Consider the following 21,114-nt stretch of genomic DNA (forward strand, 5'->3'; position numbering starts at 1 on the left):
GCCATGCCCGGCGTCTGGTATCCGCCGGGCATGGCCCGGCGCTACCCTTGTTTTTCGCCGAAGGCGCGTTCGAATACGTATGACGCGCCGGCCACCACGCCGGGGCAGCTGCGCGGCGAGATCGAAGCGCTGCTGTAACCGTCTGGTATCCGCCGGGCATGGCCCGGCGCTACCCTTATTTTTCGACGAAGGCGCGTTCGAATACGTAGTGGCCCGGTGAGCCGATGCGCGGGGAAACCTGGAAGCCGCGGGCGTCCAGCACCGTGCGCAGGTCGGCCAGCATCTGCGGGCTGCCGCAGATCATTGCGCGGTCATTGGCCGGGTCCAGCTCCGGCAGGCCCAGCGTGCGCTGCATCTCGCCGCTTTCCAGCAGCGAGGTCAGGCGGCCCTGGTTGGCGAACGGCTCGCGGGTGACGGCGGGGTAATAGAGCAGCTTGTCGCCGATCATCTCGCCGAGGAATTCGTGCTCGCGCAGTTCCTTTTCGAAATAATCCCGGTAGGCCAGGTCCTTTTCGTAACGCACGCCGTGGGTGAGGATCACCTTGTCGAAGCGTTCGTAGGTTTCCGGGTCCTTGATCACCGACAGCCACGGCGCCATGCCGGTGCCGGTGCCCAGCAGGTACAGGTTCTTGCCGGGGTGCAGGTCGCTGATCAACAGCGTACCGGTGGGCTTCTTGCCGACCAGCACCTTGTCGCCCGGCTTGATGTGCTGCAGGCGCGAGGTCAGCGGGCCGTCCTGCACCTTGATGCTGAAGAACTCCAGGTTCTCTTCCCAGTTCGCGCTGGCGATGGAGTAGGCGCGCAGCAACGGCCGCGCCTCGGTCTCCAGCCCGATCATCACGAACTGGCCGTTCTCGAAGCGGAAACCGCTGTCGCGGGTCAGGGTGAAGCTGAAGTAGGCATCGGTCCAGTGGCGGACCTCAAGCACCGTCTCGGCGCCGAAAGCAGCAGACATGGGGGTAGCGTATCCAGGAAATCGTCCTGGTCATTCTACCTCAAATGAGACAGGTTCTCATTAGGCGGAATGAGAGGCGTTCAGCGATACCCAGCGGCCTGCAGCTCGAACAACTCCGCGTATCGGCCGCCCTGGGCGATCAGCTCGGCATGGCTGCCGCTGGCCTCGATCCGGCCATCGGCCAGCACCAGGATGCGGTCGGCCATGCGTACCGAGGAAAACCGGTGCGAGATCAGTACGGCGGTGCGTTGTTCCGACAGCTCGCGGAAGCGCTGGAACACCTCATATTCCGCGCGCGCGTCGAGCGCGGCGGTCGGCTCGTCCAGGATCATCACCTGTGCATGGCGCATGTAGGCGCGCGCGATGGCGATCTTCTGCCACTGCCCGCCGGACAGGTCCACGCCCTGCTTGAAGCGGCGCCCGATCACCTGCTGGTAACCGGCCGGCAATCCGTCGATGACCTCTTCGGCCATGCCGCGCCGTGCGGCATCGCGGATCCGCGGCTGGTCGTCGATGGCATCCACCTGGCCCACGCCGATGTTCTCGCCTGCCGTCAGGTTGTAGCGCACGAAGTCCTGGAAGATCACCCCCATGTTCGCGCGCAGGTCATCCAGGTCATAGTCGCGCAGGTCGCGGCCATCGAGCAGGATCCGGCCCTCGTCGGGGTCGTACAGCCGGGCCAGCAGCTTGACCAGCGTGGTCTTGCCTGCCCCGTTTTCGCCGACCAGTGCCAGCACCTCGCCTGCCTGCAGCTGGAAGTCGAGATGGCGGACCGCCCACTTTTCCGCATCCGGGTAACGGAACCCGACATCCTCGAACACGAATCCCCCGGTGATCGGGCGCGGTACCGGAACCGCATTGGCACGGGTGTGGATTTCCGGCTCGATCTGGAAGAACGAAAACAGATCGTCCAGGTACAGCGCCTGGCTGGCCACCTGCGAAAAGCCGATCAGCAGGCCCTCCAGCAACTGGCGCAGGCGCAGGAAACTGCCGGCCAGGAAGGTCAGGTCGCCGATGCTGAAATCGCCACGCACCGTGCGCCAGGCGATGTAGGCATAGGCGGTGTAATACCCCAGCGTGCCCAATGCGGCCAGCAGCGTGCCCCAGAACGCGCGCTTGCGCGCCAACGCCCGGTTGGCGTGGAAGAAGCGCTCTGCCAGCAGCCTGTAGCGTTCGATCAGGAAGCGATGGAGATTGAATATCTTCACCTCCTTGGCCGTTTCCACGCTGGCGCCGACCTGGCGCAGGTAATCCAGCTGGCGCCGCTCGGGTGTCCATTGGAAGTTGAGGCTGTAGCCGGCCGCGTTGAAGTGGGATTCGCCGATGAAGGCCGGCACCAGTGCCAGCGCCAGCAACACGATCAGCCACGGTGCATAGATCAGCAGGCCGACGGCCAGGCTGGCCACGGTGATGGCGTCCTGGACCTGGCCGAACAACTGGCTCATCAGGTTCATCCGCCCCATGGTCTGGCGTCGTGCGCGGTCCAGCTTGTCCTGCAGTTCCGGATCTTCGAAGTCCTCCAGGTCCAGTGACGCGGCATGTTCCATCAGGCGTACGCTGGTGGCGTTGTTGAACAGCTCCGAGAGCAGTGAATCGGCGTAACTGACGATGCGCCCGAGCAGGTCCGAGGCGATGGCCAGGCCGAACTCCAGGGCCAGCAGCACCAGCAGGGGATTGAGTCGCCCGCTGGCCAGCGCGTCGCCAAAGGGAGGGAAGCCGGCGTCGTGCTGGCTCAGCTGTACCGCCGCGTCGATGATCAGCTTGCCGACGTACAGCATCGCCACCGGCAGCAGTGCGCGGATCACGCGCAGGCCGAGGCTGGCCATGGCCAGCGCGGGACTGGTCTGCCACACCAGGCGCAGGAAGGGAGGCAGGTTGCGCATCGCGCTGAAGCGTTGGCGCAGGCTGGGGCGTGCGGAAGGGGGGCTGTCTGGCATGGGCGTAGTGTGCACCAGCGTGGCGTGACAATACGGTAGCGCCAGGCACGGTTGCCGCGCCGGCCCACGGACGTAGCGCCGGCCACGGTTGTAGCGCCGGGCCATGCCCGGCGAGCGCAGCGGCAGCTCCAGTAATCGCCGGGCATGCCCCGGCGCTACAGCGGCAGCTCCAGGAGCCACCGGGCATGGCCCGGCGCTACAGCGGCCGCTCGCAGGGGGTAAAATGGGTGGATTACCCCCGCCAGCCTCCAGCAAGCGAGCAAGTCGTGACATCGATCAAGCAGGAAGACCTCATCCAGTCCATCGCCGACGCGCTGCAGTACATCTCGTACTACCACCCGGTCGACTACATCAAGAGCCTCGCCGCTGCCTACGAGCGTGAGGAGTCACCGGCCGCGAAGGAAGCGATGGCCCAGATCCTGATCAATTCACGGATGTGCGCCGAAGGCCACCGCCCGATCTGCCAGGACACCGGTATCGTCACCGTGTTCCTGGAAATCGGCATGAACGTGCGTTGGGACGACGCCACCATGGGCGTGGAAGACATGGCCAACGAAGGTGTGCGCCGTGCCTACAACCATCCCGACAACAAGTTGCGCGCCTCGGTGCTGGCCGATCCGGCCGGCAAGCGCACCAACACCAAGGACAACACCCCGGGCGTGGTCAACGTCAAGGTGGTGCCGGGTGACCACGTCGAGGTGATCGTGGCCGCCAAGGGCGGCGGCTCGGAAGCCAAGTCCAAGTTCGCCATGCTCAACCCGTCCGACTCGATCGTCGACTGGGTGCTGAAGACGGTGCCGACCATGGGCGCCGGCTGGTGTCCGCCGGGCATGCTCGGCATCGGCATCGGCGGCACCGCCGAGAAGGCGATGCTGCTGGCAAAGGAATCGCTGATGGAGCCGATCGACATCAACGAACTGAAGGCCCGTGGCGCCTCCAACCGCGCCGAAGAACTGCGCCTGGAACTGTTCGACAAGGTCAACGCGCTGGGTATCGGTGCGCAGGGCCTGGGCGGCCTGACCACGGTGCTGGACATCAAGGTCAAGGATTTCCCGACCCACGCGGCCAACCTGCCGGTGGCGATGATTCCGAACTGCGCGGCCACCCGCCACGCGCACTTCACCCTGGATGGCAGCGGCCCGGTGATGCTGGACCCGCCGTCGCTGGAAGACTGGCCGCAGATCACCTACGACGCCTCCAAGGGCACCCGTGTCGACCTCGACACGATCACCCCGGAAGACGTCGCCAGCTGGAAGCCGGGCCAGACGCTGCTGCTCAACGGCAAGCTGCTGACAGGCCGCGACGCCGCGCACAAGCGCATGGTGGAAATGCTGGACAAGGGCGAGCCGCTGCCGGTAGACCTCAAGGGCCGCTTCATCTACTACGTGGGTCCGGTCGATCCCGTGCGCGATGAAGTGGTGGGCCCGGCCGGCCCGACCACCGCCACCCGCATGGACAAGTTCACCCGCCAGGTGCTGGAGCAGACCGGGCTGTTGGGCATGGTCGGCAAGGCCGAGCGCGGTCCGGCGGCGATCGAAGCGATCCGCGACAACAAGTCGGCTTACCTGATGGCAGTGGGCGGTTCGGCCTACCTGGTGTCCAAGGCGATCAAGGCGGCCAAGGTGGTCGGCTTCGCCGATCTGGGCATGGAAGCGATCTACGAGTTCACCGTGCAGGACATGCCGGTGACCGTGGCGGTGGATTCCACCGGCGAATCGGTACACATCACCGGCCCGCGCGAATGGCAGGCCCGTATCGGCAAGATCCCGGTGGTGGTGGCCTGAAGCCATCGCAGGCCAGGGTAACGCCGAGCCATGCTCGGCGAGTGCAACTCACAGGATCTCCAGCACCCGTTCCGGTGGCCTGCACAGGCGGGTGCCCTTGCTGGTGATCACCACGGGCCGGTTGATCAGTTGTGGATGCGCAGCCATCGCCTCTACCAGCGCGTCCTCCCCGGCATCGGCCAGGCCCAGTTCCGCGTACAGGCGTTCCTTGCTGCGGACCAGCCCGCTTGCCTGCAGCCCGGCATCAGCCAGCACCTGTCGCAGCGTCGCTGCATCCGGGGGAACGGCAAGATAATCGACGATCTGCGGATCCAGGCCCGCGTCGCGAACCAGCTTCAGCGCACCACGCGAGTTGCTGCAGGCCGGGTTGTGCCAGATGACCACGGTCATCAGAACCACTCCAGCAACGAGACGCCGACGCCGATGTAGGTCGCCTTGTGGTTGTAGTCGATCATGCTCTCGCCATAGCCATCGAACATCTGGATATGGCCACGCAACAGGTTGCTGATCGGGAAACCATAATCGAGCTGCAGGGCACCATGCGAGCGGTCGCCACCACGCAGCGAATGGCGGGCGACCAGCGCGACTTCGTGGCCGTTGCGGTTCCACACCAGGGTGGCATCGCCACGCCCCATGTAGTCATCGATGTCCGGATTGTTGTCATCGCTGCGCGATTCGGGCAGCCGGTACCAGGGGCGCAGCATCAGTGCCCAGTTCTCGCGGTCCAGGCCGATGTTGAGGATCACCCGGTTCCAGCTGCGCGAGAAGGGATCGGAACGACCGTTGGACTGGTGGTTGATGCCGATGGCCGCCATGCGGCCGTGCCAGCCGCCGATGGAGTATCCATTGCGGAAGACCATCATCACTTCCGGTTCGTAATTGGTTTCGCGGAACGGGCGCGAGTTCTCTGCGTTGTAGGCCTGCCAGCGCGAACTCTGGGTATAGCCGGCCCAGATATCGCCATTGTCACCGAATACGTTCTCGGCGATCTTGGTCTTGAAGCTCAACTGGAACTTCAGTTCACTGCTGTCCAGCAGCTGCGGGGTGGTCACCGTGTTCGCCGGATTCGGTGACTGCGGCAGTTGGTTCTTGTCGCTGGTCCAGAATGCAGGCAGCAGGTATACCGGCTTGTAGGCACGCAGCTGGAAGGGCCCCAGCTTGGAGTCCTCGGCCAATTCCCAGCGGCTGTCCAGCAACGATCCACGGCCGGCATTGGCCAGTGCGGTGTCATGCGGCTGCGGGCGGAACAGGTCGCCCACGCGGGCGCGCAGTTTTTCCTCGCCTTCGCTCACGCGTACCGCCTGGCGTTGTTCCCGGCGCGCTTCGGCGGCGGCCGCGGCGGCGGCATCGGCTTCGGCGGTGGTCGCACGCGTGGGTCCGAACAACCGGTCGTAGCAGGCCAGTCGTGCTGCATCGGTGGTGATGGCCGCACATGCGCTCGGCGTGGTAACCGGCGATGCCGAGAATTCCTGTGCGGCCAGTGGTGCACTGGCCAGCGCAAGGGCGAGCGGCGCAATTCGGGGAAAGGAAGCGGTGAGGGTCATGCTGCGGGCCCTTGCACGGAGAAATTGGGGGATGCGCCACTAGTGTGGCGGCTTGGGCCGCGCGGAGCCAGCCCCATGCACGGCGCATGGCCGGGGCAGGGCGGAGGTACCGCCGGGCCCGTGCTCAGAAGAACCAGCCGAATGCGAACAGGCCCAGCATCGATACCAGCAGCGCGACTTTCAATGCCAGCCCAAGCAGGATGCCCAGCCACGTCGCCAGCCCGACCCGGGTGGAACGGCCCAGTTCGCGGCTGTGCCAGTACTCGCCGGCCAATGCCCCCAGCAACGGCCCCAGGAACAGGCCGAGCGGCATGAAGAACAGCCCGGCGATGCTGCCGATGAAGGTACCCCACAGTGCCTTGCGGCTGGCACCGACACGCTGTGCCCCCACCACCGTGGCCAACACGTCCACCAGCAATGACAGCAGGGTGAGTACGGCCAATACCAGCAGCGTCGGCCAGCCGACGTGGGCGAAGCCGTCTGCCCACGCTGCCAGCAGCAGGCCGGCGAAAACCAGCGGAATGCCCGGAAGGGCCGGCAGCACGACCCCGGCGATGCCGAGCAGTACGCTGACAGCGGCTAGCAGGTACAAGATGAATGAAAGGTCCATTCGTATCCGTATGGTAGGTCGAATCGGGGTTGACAGAAGGGTGGATTACCCGTTGCTTTTTCGTTTTTATCGGGTTAAGTTGGCCCCGCTGAGCTTGGCAAGGTCACCGTGAATCGTGGCCTGATGATGGTAGATCTTTCCGATCCGCTGCATCGTTGCACCTCGCTTCCTCCTTGCTTGTCAGCCGCCTGTCAGGGTGTATCCAACTACAAGAAGAGTCAGGGAGTAGGCAAGATGGCTGAGAAGGGCACCGTCAAGTGGTTCAACGACGCGAAGGGTTTTGGTTTCATCAGCCGTGAAAGCGGCGAGGACGTGTTCGTGCATTTCCGCGCGATCGAATCCCAGGGCTTCAAGAGCCTGAAGGAAGGCCAAGCGGTTGAGTTCGAAGTCGTCACCGGCCAGAAGGGCCTGCAGGCGGACAAGGTGAAGCCGCTCTAAGCGCACACCGGTACTGCCTGCCTGGAACACGGAAAGGGCCCGCTCGCGCGGGCCCTTTCCGGTTTTCAGGCTGCCGTGGCCGGGTACCGGCTCAGCGCAGCACCACGCGGCCGTTGACCACGCGCACATAGGTGTTCTCGCGGATGCCGCCCAGGTCGCGCTGGTTCACCACGATGGTGCGGCCGTCGTCCATGCGCACGGAGATGTCATAGGTATCGTTGGTGACGTTCTTCTGGATCTGGTTGCCGGCAAGCGCACCACCGACGGCGCCTGCGGCGGCGGCGATGTTCTTGTTGCCGCGGCTGCCACCGGTATGGTCGGAGATCTCATGGCCGGCCACCGCGCCAACGATGCCGCCCAGTACCGCGCCAGTGGCGGTGGGCGCACTGCGGCCGGATGCCACGGTGTTGATGCGGGTGACGATGCCGCAGTCGGCGCAGCGGCTGGTGTCATAGTTGCCGCCGCTGTTGCCATAGCTGTTGTTGTTGCCGTAACCGCCGCCGCCATAACCCGGCGAGGTGGCACAGCCGGCCAGGGCGAGGGTGGCGACGGCACTGGCGGCGATGAGCTGGATCTTCATGGGTGGTTCTCCTGGCCAGAAGGGAAGGGCGTCTGGTGCGCGTGTTTGCTGAATCGTCCCGCTTTGAGCGTGAACGGCATGCCAACCACGACGACGGTTCCCGGCTATTGCCTGAATAGGCGGAAGAAACAGAGTGGCATACGACGATCATTGGCGTCATATGCCCAGGCCGGCGCCACAGCCGGTGCATCTGCCGGCTTGGGGCTGCGCGCCCCGGCAGCGTAAAATGCGTCGATGAATGAACAGGTCAAAGAACGTTTCGCCGGCATTGAACGCTTGTATGGGCGCGGCTCGCTGGAGACGCTGCAGTCGCGCCGGGTCGCGGTGGTCGGCATGGGCGGAGTGGGATCCTGGGTGGTGGAGGCGCTGGCGCGCTCGGCAGTCGGGCACCTGACCCTGATCGATGCCGATGACATCTGCGTGTCCAATACCAATCGCCAGTTGCCCGCCGTGGAAGGCCAGTACGGCCGCAACAAGGCCGTGGCGATGGCCGAACGCTGCCGTGCGATCAATCCGGGCATCGACGTGGACGCAGTGCAGGACTTCCTGACCCCGGGCAACATGGCCGAGCTGCTGGATCGTCGATTCGACCTGGTCATCGATGCCTGCGACAGCTTCCGGGTCAAGGTGGAGACCATCGTCTGGTGCCGTCGCCGCAAGCTGCCGCTGCTGACCGTGGGAGCGGCGGGCGGCAGGACCGACCCGACCCAGGTGCGGGTGCGCGATGTGTCACGCACCGAGCACGATGCGCTGTTGGCACTGATCCGCCGCAAGCTGCGCAGCGAGTTCAATTTCCCGAAGAACGCCAAGCGCTATTTCGGCGTGCCGGCGGTGTATTCGCTGGAGAATGTCCGCTACCCGCAGGCTGACGGCAGCGTGTGCGGCGTTCGCCCGGACCTGGGCGCCGATGCGGCGTTGAAGCTGGATTGTGGCGCAGGGCTGGGAGCGGCCACCCACATCACCGGGGCGTTCGCGTTCGCGGCGGTGGCCAAGGCGCTGGAGATGTTGCTGGGGCAGAAGCAGGGGTAGCCGGTCCCCGCAGGCATCACCCGTCCGCTGCAGGCAGGCCGAACAGGCGTTGCGCATTGGCAGCGGTTGCCGCTGCCAGTTGCTCCACCGTGATTCCACGCAGGCCGGCCACGTGCACGGCAATCTCGCGCAGGCGCGCCGGTTCGTTGCGCTGGCCGCGGATTCCCGCATCCGGCTGGTCCGGTGCGTCGGTTTCCAGCAGCAACTGCGCCAGGGGCATTTCGCGTACCAGCCGGTGCAGGCGCTGCGCCCGCTCGTAGGTGGCCGGGCCGCCCAGGCCGAGCAGGAATCCCTGTTCGTGCAGTTGCGCAGCCTGCTGGAGGCTTCCGGAAAAGCTGTGCACCACGCCGCGCAGGCCGCCAACGCGGCGGATGGCGGCGATCACCGCGTCCACGGCGCGTCGTGCATGCACGATCACCGGCAGGTCGAACCGGCGTGCAAGTTGCAGCTGCCCGACGAAATAATGCTGCTGGCGTTCGCGGTCCAGGCCGTCGATGAAGAAATCCAGGCCGCATTCGCCGATCGCGCAGGGGCGCTCGCGTTCGATCCACTCGCCCAGCTGCACCAGGTGCTCAGGCTCGTGTTCCTGCAGGAATACCGGGTGCAGGCCGTAGGCAGGGAACAGCCCCGGTGCCTGCTGGCAGACCTGGCGCAGCTTCGGCCAGCTGGCTGCGGTGATCGCCGGTACCACCTGCGCCACCACGCTGGCGGCGCGCGCGCGCGCGATCACCTGTTCGCGGTCACGGTCGAACTCGCCGGCATCCAGGTGGCAGTGGCTGTCGATCAGCACGGTCACGGGGCCTGCAGCGGTGGCTTGGCCGGCGGGCGGCTCTTCCAGTTCGCCAGCAGCAGCGTACCCATGCCCAACAGCAGCTCATCGACGAAGGGGATCGGGTCGGGCACCACCAGGGTGACCGCGAACAGGCCGGCGGTCAGTTTGAACAAGGTGGGGAAGCGCAGCCGCCGCGCCCACTCCAATACCGGCAGCAACATCGGATTGGCCATGGCCAGAACCTCGAAAGGACAAGCTGCAAACGCTACCACGGGCCATGCATGGCCCTTTCCTGAATAGGAGTCCGCAATGCGAAGGAAATGTGGAGATTCCGTTCAGCCGCTGCATGATGCAATCTGCACCAAGAACGTTGCGGATGGTCCGCAAGGAGCAGGTCATGAAACCAACAACTACTACTGTCCTGGTCGCCGCGGGTGCGCTGCTGGTCGGTGGCATCGCCACGGCTGCCTTCATGAAGAGTGGCGACTCGACGCCGGATCTCCTTGGTGCCGATGGCACCACGCAGGCCGACGGCAGCGTGGCCGATGATGGCGCGCCCAGCGATGCGCTGGATGTGAAGCGCGGGCTGGAATATGCCGACGTGCTGCGCGTGGATCCGATCACCGAGAAGGAAAAGGCATACGCCACCGTCATCGGTACCGAAGCGGTGCGCCAGAGCTCGTCGACCCAGACGCCGCATGAAGTATGCGAGGACGTCGTGGTGCAGGAACGCCTGCCCGAGCGCGACGGCAATGTCGGCGGCACGGTAGCCGGTGCAGTGATCGGTGGCCTGCTGGGCAACCAGGTGGGCGGTGGCAGCGGGCGCAAGGTGGCAACCGCTGCGGGTGCCGTGGCCGGTGGCGTGATCGGCAATACCGTCGACAAGCGCCATGTCGGTGGTCGCGTGGTCAACCGCACCGAACGCCAGTGCCACACTGAAACGACGACTTCCGAGTCGAGCCGGGTGACCGGTTACAACGTCACCTACCGCAACGAAGATGGCACCACCGGCACCATGCGCATGGACAGCAAGCCGGGCAACCGCATCGCGATGGGTACCAGCGACGTGGTCAAGGGTTACGACGTGACCTACCGTTACGACGGTGCCGAGAAGACCATCCGCATGAACGACAAGCCGGCCAGCGATCGCCTGCCGGTGGTCGACGGCCAGTTGGTGACCCAGACCGCTGCAGCGGACGTGGGCGGCACGCGCCAGTAATGCAGGTGGGGCGGGCCGCGGCCCGCTGCATCGAGGCCTGCACAGGCCGGCGCAAGCCGGCCTGTTCTGTTTCCGGCGCCGGCACGGCAGACTGGTGGCCACCGTGCCGAGGGCACCGGCGCGCAAACCCTGGAGGACAGCTGGATGAGCATCTTCGACCTTCGCCTGGAGACCGATCGCCTGGTCCTGCGTCCGCCCCTGCGCGAAGACCTTGAACCGTTCCTGGCGTTCTGCGCCGATGAAGAGGTCATGTCGCACCTGGGGGGTGTGCAGCCACGATCGGTTGCCTGGCGCAGCTTCTGCGGGCTGGCCGGCGCCTGGCAGTTGTTCGGCTTTTCCATGTTCAGCGTGATCGAGAAATCCAGCGGGCAATGGGTGGGCCGGCTGGGGCCGTGGCAGCCGCTGGACTGGCCGGGCACCGAAGTGGGCTGGAGCATCCGCCGCGAAAGCTGGGGCCGGGGCTATGCCCCCGAGGGGGCAGCCGCCGCCATCGACTGGGCCTTCGCCACGCTGGGGTGGGCCGAGGTCATCCATACCATCGCGCCGGACAACGTGAACTCCAAGGCAGTGGCTGCCAAGCTGGGCAGTACGTTGCTGCGCATGGGCGAACTGCCTGCGCCGCACGAAGGCAAACCGGTGGAGGTATGGGGACAGTCGCGCGCGCAATGGATTGCCCGGCACGGCTGACACCGCGCTTGGCAAATCCGTGGGCAGTCGCCAGACTTCCGGCAACGTCGGCGCGGCCGGCATCGCGGGTGGAACAGGCAGATGGTCGATGAGCGGGTAGGGCTGACCGTCCACGGGATGTCGGTGTCGGGCAACTGCCACAAGGTCCGCCTGCTGCTGGAACAGCTTGGCGCACGCTATCGCTGGGTCGAGGTCGACAGCGCGCACGGGCAGACCCACGAGCCTGCATTCCTTGCGCTCAATCCCAATGCCAAGGTGCCGCTGGTGGTGCGCGATGACGGCCGCGTGCTGGCCGAATCCAACGCGATCCTGTTCTGGCTGGCCGAAGGCACGCCGTATCTCTCCAGCGATGGCTGGGAACGCGCGCAGGCGCTGCGCTGGATGTTCTTCGAACAGTACAGCCACGAGCCCTACATCGCGGTGGCGCGTTTCATCTGCGGCTGGACCGCGGCGGATTCTCCGCGGCGTGCCGAGTTGCCGCACGTGCGCGAACGTGCCGCGCATGCACTGGCGGTGATGGAGCAGCATCTTTCCGGCGCGCAATGGTTCAGCGGTACGCACTACGGCATCGCCGATATCGCCTTGTTTGCCTACACCGACGTCGCCGCTGATGGTGGCGTTGCGCTGCAGCCTTTTCCGGCCATCCTCGCCTGGTTGGACCGCGTGCGTGCCCAGCCCGGATTCGTCGCCATGCCATCGGTGGACCCGGCGGTCCAGGCGAGGTTCGACGCGGCGGCAGGTGGCAGGACGGGCCCATGACCGGCCGGGGCGTGGGGTAGCGGAGGGCCATGCCGGTCACCGGCAGAAGCAGCGGGTCATGGACCCGCTCTACGCCGCGGGCGACAATGCCGGGGTAGCGCCGCACTGGCTTTGGCGCAGGAAACCGGATGCATGTGTGGATTGGCGGGAATGTTGTTGCCGGAACCTTCGCTGGGGATCGGGCCGATGCAGGCGTTGGCCCGGCGCATGGGCGACGCCCTGCTGCACCGTGGACCGGACGACAGCGGCGTATGGGCCGATGAGGCCGCGGGCATCGCGCTGGCCCACCGGCGCCTGAGCATCCTGGATCTGTCGCCACTGGGCCACCAGCCGATGACCTCGGCCGATGGACGTTACGTGATGGCCTACAACGGCGAGGTCTACAATTTTGCCGGATTGCGCGCGGAGCTGGAGCCGCTTGGCCATGCCTTCAGTGGCCACTCCGATACCGAAGTGCTGCTGGCGGCGATCCTGCAATGGGGGCTGGATGAAACCCTGCAGCGCTGCAACGGCATGTTCGCCATCGCGCTGTGGGACCGCGAACAACGCTGCCTGTGGCTGGCGCGCGACCGCGTTGGCAAGAAGCCGCTGTATTACGGTTGGGCCGGCGACACGCTGGTGTTCGGTTCGGAACTGAAGGCGTTATGGCAACACCCGGAATTCGACAATGACATCGACCGCGATGCGCTGACCCTGCTGCTGCGGCTGGATTACATCCCGGCACCGCACAGCATCCACCAGCGCTGTTTCAAGATGATGCCCGGCCGCATCCTGCGCCTGGATGCCGCGACAGTGGCGGCAGGGCCATCGGCACATCGTCCGGAGCAGGCACAACGGCCGTTCTGGGATGCGCGCGCGCGCATGCAGGCTGCCCTGGCTGCGCCATTCAGGGGTGGCATCGATGAGGCGGAACAGCAACTGGATGCACTGCTGCGTGACGCGGTGGGCCTGCGCATGGTGGCGGATGTTCCGGTGGGCGTGTTCCTGTCCGGTGGTACCGATTCGTCGCTGGTCGCGGCATTGATGCAGGCGCAGAGCAACCAGCCCGTGCACAGTTTCAGCATCGGTTTCAGCGGCTCGCATCACGATGAGGCCCCGCTGGCCAGGGAACTGGCCGCGCACCTGGGCTGCGATCATACCGAGCTGTATGTCAGCGGCGCCGATGCGTTGGCGGTGGTGCCGCAGCTGCCGGCGATGTTCGACGAACCTTTCGCTGATGCCTCGCAGGTGCCGACCGCGCTGGTCGCCCGCCTGGCACGCCAAGGGGTCACGGTGGCGCTGTCCGGCGATGGCGGTGATGAACTGTTCTTCGGCTACATGCGCTATGTGCGCGCGCTGCGCAACTGGCAGATGCTCGGCCGCGTACCGGCGCCGTTGCGGCGTTGGCTTGGCGCGCGGGCCGGGCGACAGGGCGAAGCATCGCGGACCGGCGGCATGGCGGCACTGCTGGCGGAGACCGGCGCACGCGGTATCGGCGATGTCTACCGCAACCGCATTTCGCGCTGGCGTGATCCGGCGGCGGCCGTGCCGGGAGCGCAGCTGGCCGGCAGTTTCTATGACCTGGCCGATCCGCTGCATGGCGCTGGCACGCCGGCCGACGCGATGATGCTGGCCGACTTCACGACCTATCTGCCCGATGACCTGCTGTGCAAGGTCGACCGCACCTCGATGGCGGTCAGCCTGGAGGCGCGGGCGCCGCTGCTGGACTGGCGCGTGGCCGAGTTCGCCTGGTCGCTGCCGCTGGCGTTCAAGCGCCAGGGCGATACCAGCAAGGTGCTGCTCAAGCGCGTGCTGGGCCGCTACGTACCGCCGTCGATGGTGCATCGGCCAAAGCGCGGCTTCGGCGCGCCGGTGGGCGACTGGCTGCGCGGCGACCTCCGTCCGTGGGCCGATGAGCTGCTGGATCCGGGTCGCCTGCAGCGCGAAGGCGTGTTCTCGGCCGCCGCGATCCAGCCGTTGTGGCAGCAGTTCCTCGGTGGCGAACGCAAGTGGCATACCCACCTGTGGAACGTGCTGATGTTCCAGGCCTGGCAGGCGCACTGGCGCGCCGTCCGCGCGGAAGTGCAGGGCAGCTGACCGCCCTGCCGGGGTGGCGCGCCTTCACCGTGCAACAAGGCCACCGCCATTAGCCTGTGGCTTTCCGACCCGAAAAGGTTGTAACGCCATGGCTGGGTACACCATTGCTGTCTTCGTTGGCAGCCTGCGCAAAGAATCCATCAACCGGAAGCTTGCACGTGCACTGGAACGGCTGGCGGCCGGCAAGGCCCGCTTCGACTACGTGCAGATCAGCGACCTGCCGCTGTACGACCAGGATTTCGACCAGGACTATCCGGCCCAGGGCAAACGCCTGAAGCAGCAGGTGCGCAGCGCGGACGCGGTGCTGTTCGTGACCCCGGAATACAACCGTTCGGTGCCCGGCGTGTTGAAGAACGCGATCGACATCGGCTCGCGTCCATACGGTGACAGTGCATTTTCCGGCAAGCCGGCCGCGGTCATCGGTGCCTCGATCGGGGTCATCGGCACTGCGCTGGCACAGCAGCACCTGCGCAACACGCTGGCTTACCTGGACATGCAGGTACTGGGCCAGCCCGAAGCGTTCCTGCATTTCAAGGAAGGCCTGATCGAAGCCGATGGGACGGTCACCAACGAAGGCACGGAGAAATTCCTGCTGGACTTCGTCGAGCGTTTCCTGTCGCTGGTCACGCTGCACGGCAAGCCTGCCTGAACGATGATCGCGCTGTGGCGCAGGGACACATCCTGCGATCTGCGATAATGGCTGCAACAGGCGCCGCAAGGGTGCCTGTCGCAGGCAGTGCGACGCGACCGCGCCACGCTGGTCACGCGCTGCTGGATATCCCCCGTTTCTCCACGGCTTATCCACAGGCTTGTCCATGGCGGCCAGGGAGGTCGCATGCCTACACTCGATTGGCCCAACCAGTAGGAAACCCCGCTCCATGTCCGCCCGCACCGGCTTCCGTTCCGACCGCAAGGAGCGCCCAGACCGCTTCGACCGCGATGATGCGCGCATCGATCAGCTGCGCGTGCCGCCGCATTCGGTGGAGGCCGAGCAGGCCGTGCTGGGCGGGCTGATGCTGGCACCGGACGCGTTCGATCGCGTCAACGACCAGCTCACCGAAGCAGACTTCTATCGCCGCGACCACCAGATGATCTACCGCGCGATCCGCGAGCTGTCCGAGCGCGATCGTCCGTTCGACGCGGTGACGCTGGGCGAGTGGTTCGAATCCCAGGGCAAGATGGAGCTGGTCGGCGACGGCGCTTACCTGATCGAACTGGCCAGCACCACGCCGTCGGCCGCCAATATCGTGGCCTATGCGGAAATCGTCCGCGACAAGGCGGTGCTGCGGCAGCTGATCCAGGTCGGTACCGACATCGTCAATGATGGCTTCCAGCCGGAAGGGCGCGACAGCAGCGAGCTGCTGGCGACCGCGGAAAAATCCGTGTTCGCCATCGCTGAGCAGGGCGCGCGTGGCCGCACTGATTTCGTCGCCATGCCCGGCGCGCTGAAGGATGCCTTCGAAGAGCTGCGCAACCGCTTCGAGAATGGCGGCAACATCACCGGCCTGCCTACCGGTTACACCGATTTCGATGCGATGACCGCCGGCCTGCAGCCGACCGACCTGATCATCCTGGCCGCGCGCCCGGCGATGGGCAAGACCACCCTGGCGCTGAACATTGCCGAATACGCCGCGATCAAGTCGAAGAAGGGCGTGGCGGTGTTCTCCATGGAAATGTCGGCCTCGCAGCTGGCGATGCGCCTCATCTCCTCCAATGGCCGCATCAACGCCCAGCGCCTGCGCACCGGCCAGCTTGAAGATGAGGACTGGAGCCGGGTGACCGGCGCGATCCGCATGCTGAAGGAAACCAAGATCTTCATCGACGATACCCCGGGCGTGTCGCCGGAGGTGCTGCGTTCCAAGTGCCGCCGCCTCAAGCGCGAGCACGACCTGGGCCTGATCGTCATCGACTATCTGCAGCTGATGAGCGTGCCGGGCAACAGTGAGAACCGCGCCACCGAAATCTCCGAGATCTCGCGTGGGCTGAAGGGCCTGGCCAAGGAACTCAACGTGCCGGTGATCGCCCTGTCCCAGCTCAACCGCTCGCTGGAAACACGTACCGACAAGCGTCCGGTGATGGCCGACCTTCGCGAATCCGGCGCTATCGAGCAGGACGCGGACATGATCGTGTTCATCTACCGCGACGATTACTACAACAAGGAAAACTCGCCGGACAAGGGCCTGGCCGAAATCATCATCGGCAAGCACCGTGGTGGTCCGACCGGCTCGTGCAAGCTGAAGTTCTTCGGTGAGTACACCCGCTTCGACAACCTGTCGCACGATTCGGTGGGTTCGTTCGAATAGCGGTAGCGCCGGGCCACGCCCGGCGGACCGTTCCGCACCGTGGATTGATCGGGGGCCGTGTCGGCCGCTGCGGGCGCCGGGCATGGCCCGGCATTATCGTGTGCCTGACGGGCAGGAGGGGCTGGCCTGTCTCAATTGTAAATACCATGTCATGGGATGTTCCTACCATGCTGCCGCTGCCTTCCCCTTCGACGCCGCCTTTCGGCGTCCAGCGCGCCCAAGGAACCCACCCGCATGCCATTCCACGTTCCGCTCCGCCGCAACCTGCTTGCCCTGCTGGTCTGTGCTGCACTGCCGTCGCTGGCATCGGCCGAGAGCGCACCCACCGAGGGGCCTTCCGCCACCACGCTGGATTCGGTGTCGGTGACCGGTCGTGGCGAAGCCCGCCAGGTGCAGCGGGTGACGGCCGAAGACATGAAAGTGCTGCCACCCGGCGCCAATCCGCTGAAGCTGCTGGCCACCAAACCCGGCGTCCACTTTGAATCGGCCGATGCCACGGGCGCCTATGAATGGTCCACCAGCATCAGCCTGCGTGGCTTCAACCAGAGTCGCCTGGGCTATACGCTGGACGGTATTCCGCTGGGCAACATGGCCTACGGCAACAGCAATGGCCTGCATGTCAGCCGCGCGGTGATCAGTGAGAACCTGGCCGGCGCCGAAGTGTCCACCGGCATCGGTGCGCTCGGCACGCCGTCCACCAGCAACCTCGGCGGTGTGTTCCAGTTCTTCTCGATCGACCCGTCTCCGGAATATGGCGTGACCCTGGCGCAGGGCTTCGGCACCGACAGCGCCCGGCGCACCTATGCACGGCTGGATACCGGTGAACACCAGGGCTTTGCCGCCTACCTGTCCGGTGTCTATTCCAAGGGCGACAAGTGGAAGGGCTGGGGCGACCAGGAGCTCAAGCAGTTCAACGGCAAGGCCACCTACCACTTTGGCGAGGACAACAAGCTCACGGCGATCATCAACAGTTCCCGCCGCGTCGAAGCGGACTACCAGGACCTGTCGCTGGAGATGATCGAGCGGCTTGGCTGGAACTGGGACAACTACGCGCCGGACTGGGCACGCGCGGTAGCGGCGGCGAACGGCCAGTACAGCGGCAACGTCAACAGTCCATGGGATGCCTACTTTTCCGGCCACGGGGTACGCAACGACGACCTCGCCAGCCTCGCCGGTGACTTCGGCCTCAACGACGCGATGCGCCTGAAGGCCAACGTCTACCATCACAGCAATCGCGGCCAGGGACACTGGTTCAGTCCCTCCAACCCGTCCAACCCGGGTACCGACCGCGAGATCCCCATTTCCATCCGTACCACCGAATACGCGATCGACCGTACCGGCGTCACGGCTGCGTTTACCTGGCAGCTTGGTGGCCATGAGCTGGAGGCGGGCTTCTGGTACGAAGACAACGGCCACAGCGTGGCGCGCAATTTCTATTACATCGACGGTCCGCTGGATGACGGCTTCTTCCTGCGCAACCCGGACGAGCGGCTCTGGTTGCAGCGCTTCACCACCATCACCCGGCAGGTCTACGTGCAGGATCGCTTCCGCCTGCTGGATGATCGGCTTACCGTGGACGTAGGTTTCAAATCACCCAATACCCGCACCACCGTGCGCACGCCGCTCGGCGACTATGCCGACGGCAGCAGCCTCTCCGCCAAGGACAGCTTCCTGCCGCAGGCCGGCTTCAACTTCAAGTTGAACGCGGGCAACGAGATCTTCGGTTCGTACGCCAAGAACATCGCCGCCTATGCGCTCGGCGTGGGCAGTCCGTTCAACGTACCGCAGGCCGCTTTCGACAGCAGCGCCGCCAACCTCGAGCCGGAACAGTCGCGCACCATCGAACTTGGCTGGCGTGGTTATGGCCAGGGCTTCGAAGCATCGCTGGCGGTATTCGACGTGAAGTTCGACAACCGCCTGCTGGCCATTGCACAGTGCGTCGGCATCCTGGGCTGCCCGGCGCTGTATTCCAACGTCGGCTCGGTAACCAGCCGGGGTGCCGAAGCGACCTTCCAGCTCAAGCCGGCACGCGACCTGTCCTGGACCAATGCGCTGTCCTTCAATGACAGCACCTACGACGATGATTACCTCAACAACGGCGTGGTGCCGACCGGCGGCAAGAAGACCGTCGACACGCCGGAATGGATGTTCGCCACCCAGTTGGCCTGGACGCCCGGCCCGTGGGACCTGCGCCTGTCGGCGAACCACGTTGGCAAGCGCTATGTCACCTATACCAACGACCTGTCAGTACCCAGCTACTGGCTGCTCAACGCGGCTGTTGCCTATGATTTCGGGGCCGTCGGTCCGGTGCAGAACCTCTCCGTGGCACTCAACCTGACCAACCTGGCCGACAAGACCTACCTGGCCTCGATCAACACCAACGGTACGTACGAGAGCGACCCGACACGGACCTCGAGCACCATGCAGGTTGGCGCACCGCGGCAGGCGATGCTGACCGTCACCGCGCGCTTCTGATGCAGCCCGTCGATGCCGCCGGCCGGCGGCGGCTGCTGCAGCTGGCATGGCAGGGAACCGGGGCGGCCATCGCCTTGGCGGCGTTGCCGGGGCTGGCCGTGGCTGGCCCACGGCCACGGCTGGGGCGCGATCCGTTCACCCTGGGCGTGGCGTCCGGTGACCCGGACGCGCAGGGGGCAGTGTTGTGGACGCGGTTGGCACCGGAACCGCTGCTTGGCGGTGGCATGCCCTCGCGGGCGGTACCGGTACGCTGGTTCGTCGCCGAAGATCCCGGCATGCGCCGGGTCGTGCAGCGTGGCGTCGCCGCGGCGGTGCCGGAGCTGGCGCACTCGGTGCACGTGGAGGTCATGGGCCTGCAGCCGGGGCGGGATTACTTCTATCGGTTTTCCTGCGATGGTGATGAAGAAAGCCCCATCGGCCACTTCCGCACCACGCCGCTGCCGGATGCGCGGCTGGATCGCCTGCAACTGGCGCTGTGTTCCTGCCAGGCCTGGAACAGTGGCTACTATCCCGTGCTGGCGGACATCGCGCGCAGCGATGTCGACCTGGTGCTGCATGCAGGCGACTACCTCTACGAATACAGCCCACTGCAGAATGCCCGCGGCGTGGTGCTCGATGCGCAGCGTTTCAGTGGCGAAACGACAAGCCTGCAGCGCTATCGCGACCAGTACGCGCTGTACAAGCTGGACCCGGACCTGCAGGCGGCCCACGCCGCGCATGCCTTCGCGGTGATATGGGACGACCACGAGGTACAGAACGACTACTCCGGCATCACCCCGGAGAAGGAGGGGGGCAGCCTGGAGACGTTCATCGCCCGGCGCGCCGCAGCGTATCGCGCCTTCTACGAGCACCTGCCGGTGCGGCGCGCGCCCACTACCAATGGCGGGCTGCGCATCCATCGCCAACTGCGTTACGGCGACCTCGCACAACTGACCTTGCTGGACTGCCGGCAGTTCCGCCCGGCCAACCCCTGCGGCGTCGGCGAGACACCGCGCTGCGCGGCCGCGCTGGACCCGCGCGCGAGCATGCTGGGCGTTGGGCAGGAAGCGTGGTTCGAACAGGCCATGGCCTCGGCCGCAGGGCTGCGCTGGAACGTGGTGGTGCAGCAGTTGCTGATGGCGCAGTTGAAGCTGGACGCCGGTACGCCGCGCGAGCGTTTCTGGAACGATGCCTGGGATGGTTATCCGCTCGCGCGCTGTCGCATGCTTGAAGCCCTGCACAAGTCAGGGCAGGGCAATGGCATCGTGCTGGGGGGCGACTGGCATTCGAGTTTCGTCAACGACCTGAAGCTGGATTTCGACGTTGCCGGGGATGCCGTGGTGGCGACCGAGTTCGTCGCCCCGGCGATCAGCAGCGGCGGGGACGATACGCCCTATGGGCCCTACTACGGCCCGTCCATGCCGATGAATCCACATATCCGTTACTTCGACGGCGACCGCCGTGGCTGGTGGCGCATGGAGTTCGCTCGGGACACCCTGCAGGCCGAACTGCGCTTTGCCGATAGCGTGCTGCGACCGGATGCGGTGGTGGCGGCCGCAGCGGGATTCCAGGTCGAGCGCGGCCGCCCGGGGGCCCGGCGCACCCTGTAGCGCCGGTTCCGTCAGCGCATGCGGGGTTTCATCGCAACGCGCTTGCAGGGCGGCCCACAGGACGCAAGGATGCTCGCCAGGCGGCACGGTGCTGCCCGAGGAGACCCATGATGAAGACCCTGTTCGCACTCGGCGTGTGGTGCCTGCTGTTCGTGTTGTGCTGGCCGCTGGCGATCCTTGCATTGATCGCGTGGCCGTTGGTATGGCTGCTCAGCCTGCCGTTCCGCCTGGTCGGCATCACCTTCTCGGCCCTGTTCGCCTTCCTGGGCGCGGTGCTGATGCTGCCTGCGCGCCTGCTGGGTGGTGGGCGACGGCCGGCTGCAGCGTAGGCGCCATACCGGTCCCACGCGCCATGGC

General features: G+C 65.9%; 20 protein-coding genes. 12 read left to right on the plus strand and 8 right to left on the minus strand.

What is annotated here, in order from left to right; all coding sequences use genetic code 11:
- Nucleotides 1-175: 175 nt before the first annotated feature.
- Nucleotides 176-955: a ferredoxin--NADP reductase gene (locus H4O11_RS18915; protein WP_182342496.1), complete on the minus strand. Its 780-nt coding sequence runs from the start codon at nt 953-955 to the stop codon at nt 176-178.
- 80 nt (nt 956-1,035) lie between these two features.
- On the minus strand, nt 1,036-2,892 hold the full coding sequence (locus H4O11_RS18920; protein WP_182342499.1) for an ABC transporter ATP-binding protein: 1,857 nt from the start codon (nt 2,890-2,892) through the stop codon (nt 1,036-1,038).
- 266 nt (nt 2,893-3,158) lie between these two features.
- On the opposite strand from H4O11_RS18920, the gene H4O11_RS18925 reads away from it, so the two are divergent.
- Nucleotides 3,159-4,676, plus strand: coding sequence for a FumA C-terminus/TtdB family hydratase beta subunit (locus H4O11_RS18925; protein ID WP_182342502.1), 1,518 nt, complete (start codon nt 3,159-3,161; stop codon nt 4,674-4,676).
- A 48-nt stretch (nt 4,677-4,724) separates the two neighbouring features.
- Here the strand turns inward: H4O11_RS18925 and arsC are convergent, their stop codons facing one another.
- The 3 genes from arsC to H4O11_RS18940 form a co-directional block, all read right to left on the minus strand.
- Nucleotides 4,725-5,066 (minus strand): arsenate reductase (glutaredoxin), encoded by a 342-nt coding sequence (gene arsC / locus H4O11_RS18930; RefSeq protein ID WP_182342505.1) that lies wholly within the window; start codon nt 5,064-5,066, stop codon nt 4,725-4,727.
- Nucleotides 5,066-6,220, minus strand: coding sequence for a phospholipase A (locus H4O11_RS18935; RefSeq protein ID WP_182342507.1), 1,155 nt, complete (start codon nt 6,218-6,220; stop codon nt 5,066-5,068). The genes arsC and H4O11_RS18935 overlap by 1 nt, the downstream gene beginning before the upstream one ends.
- Nucleotides 6,221-6,344: 124 nt before the next feature.
- Entirely contained in the window at nt 6,345-6,830 is a 486-nt protein-coding gene (locus H4O11_RS18940) for a DUF456 domain-containing protein (RefSeq protein ID WP_182342509.1), read from the minus strand.
- A 234-nt stretch (nt 6,831-7,064) separates the two neighbouring features.
- Here H4O11_RS18940 and H4O11_RS18945 point away from each other — a divergent pair, with 234 nt between their 5' ends.
- Nucleotides 7,065-7,268: a cold-shock protein gene (locus H4O11_RS18945; protein ID WP_019185917.1), complete on the plus strand. Its 204-nt coding sequence runs from the start codon at nt 7,065-7,067 to the stop codon at nt 7,266-7,268.
- Nucleotides 7,269-7,359: 91 nt separating this feature from the next.
- Here H4O11_RS18945 and H4O11_RS18950 read toward each other — a convergent pair whose 3' ends face one another.
- Nucleotides 7,360-7,848, minus strand: coding sequence for a glycine zipper 2TM domain-containing protein (locus H4O11_RS18950; protein WP_182342512.1), 489 nt, complete (start codon nt 7,846-7,848; stop codon nt 7,360-7,362).
- 234 nt (nt 7,849-8,082) lie between these two features.
- Here H4O11_RS18950 and H4O11_RS18955 point away from each other — a divergent pair, with 234 nt between their 5' ends.
- Nucleotides 8,083-8,877 carry a tRNA threonylcarbamoyladenosine dehydratase gene (locus H4O11_RS18955; RefSeq protein ID WP_182342515.1) on the plus strand — a complete coding sequence of 265 codons (795 nt, stop codon included), beginning with the start codon at nt 8,083-8,085 and terminating at the stop codon, nt 8,875-8,877.
- Nucleotides 8,878-8,893: 16 nt separating this feature from the next.
- Here the strand turns inward: H4O11_RS18955 and H4O11_RS18960 are convergent, their stop codons facing one another.
- Together H4O11_RS18960 and H4O11_RS18965 are read right to left on the minus strand one after the other, a co-directional pair.
- Nucleotides 8,894-9,673, minus strand: a complete 780-nt coding sequence (locus H4O11_RS18960; RefSeq protein WP_182342518.1) for a TatD family hydrolase — start codon at nt 9,671-9,673, stop codon at nt 8,894-8,896.
- The gene (locus H4O11_RS18965; protein WP_182342521.1) at nt 9,670-9,882 is read right to left on the minus strand and encodes a DUF6116 family protein; all 213 of its coding nucleotides are present in this window, start codon (nt 9,880-9,882) and stop codon (nt 9,670-9,672) included. The genes H4O11_RS18960 and H4O11_RS18965 overlap by 4 nt, the downstream gene beginning before the upstream one ends.
- Before the next feature lie 164 nt (nt 9,883-10,046).
- On the opposite strand from H4O11_RS18965, the gene H4O11_RS18970 reads away from it, so the two are divergent.
- The 9 genes from H4O11_RS18970 to H4O11_RS19010 all read left to right on the plus strand — a co-directional run bounded on the left by H4O11_RS18970 (nt 10,047) and on the right by H4O11_RS19010 (nt 21,086).
- Nucleotides 10,047-10,868, plus strand: coding sequence for a glycine zipper 2TM domain-containing protein (locus H4O11_RS18970; RefSeq protein WP_281367608.1), 822 nt, complete (start codon nt 10,047-10,049; stop codon nt 10,866-10,868).
- 144 nt (nt 10,869-11,012) lie between these two features.
- Nucleotides 11,013-11,555 carry a GNAT family N-acetyltransferase gene (locus tag H4O11_RS18975; RefSeq protein ID WP_182342524.1) on the plus strand — a complete coding sequence of 181 codons (543 nt, stop codon included), beginning with the start codon at nt 11,013-11,015 and terminating at the stop codon, nt 11,553-11,555.
- Nucleotides 11,556-11,636: 81 nt separating this feature from the next.
- A complete protein-coding gene (locus tag H4O11_RS18980) occupies nt 11,637-12,314 on the plus strand; it encodes a glutathione S-transferase family protein (protein ID WP_182342527.1) in 678 nt (225 codons plus the stop codon).
- A 132-nt stretch (nt 12,315-12,446) separates the two neighbouring features.
- Nucleotides 12,447-14,390 (plus strand): asparagine synthase (glutamine-hydrolyzing), encoded by a 1,944-nt coding sequence (gene asnB, locus H4O11_RS18985; protein ID WP_182342529.1) that lies wholly within the window; start codon nt 12,447-12,449, stop codon nt 14,388-14,390.
- A gap of 88 nt (nt 14,391-14,478) precedes the next feature.
- Nucleotides 14,479-15,039 carry an NADPH-dependent FMN reductase gene (locus H4O11_RS18990; protein WP_182342533.1) on the plus strand — a complete coding sequence of 187 codons (561 nt, stop codon included), beginning with the start codon at nt 14,479-14,481 and terminating at the stop codon, nt 15,037-15,039.
- Nucleotides 15,040-15,268: 229 nt separating this feature from the next.
- Nucleotides 15,269-16,693: a replicative DNA helicase gene (locus H4O11_RS18995; RefSeq protein WP_182342536.1), complete on the plus strand. Its 1,425-nt coding sequence runs from the start codon at nt 15,269-15,271 to the stop codon at nt 16,691-16,693.
- Between the two features lie 234 nt (nt 16,694-16,927).
- A complete protein-coding gene (locus tag H4O11_RS19000; protein ID WP_182342538.1) occupies nt 16,928-19,168 on the plus strand; it encodes a TonB-dependent receptor in 2,241 nt (746 codons plus the stop codon).
- Entirely contained in the window at nt 19,165-20,757 is a 1,593-nt protein-coding gene (locus H4O11_RS19005; protein ID WP_425506098.1) for an alkaline phosphatase D family protein, read from the plus strand. Before H4O11_RS19000 ends, H4O11_RS19005 begins: the two co-directional genes overlap by 4 nt.
- Nucleotides 20,758-20,867: 110 nt before the next feature.
- Nucleotides 20,868-21,086: a hypothetical protein gene (locus tag H4O11_RS19010; RefSeq protein WP_182342545.1), complete on the plus strand. Its 219-nt coding sequence runs from the start codon at nt 20,868-20,870 to the stop codon at nt 21,084-21,086.
- Nucleotides 21,087-21,114 lie beyond the last annotated feature (28 nt).

This window comes from Stenotrophomonas tumulicola (assembly GCF_014117215.1).
Taxonomy (GTDB): Bacteria; Pseudomonadota; Gammaproteobacteria; order Xanthomonadales; family Xanthomonadaceae; genus Stenotrophomonas; species Stenotrophomonas tumulicola.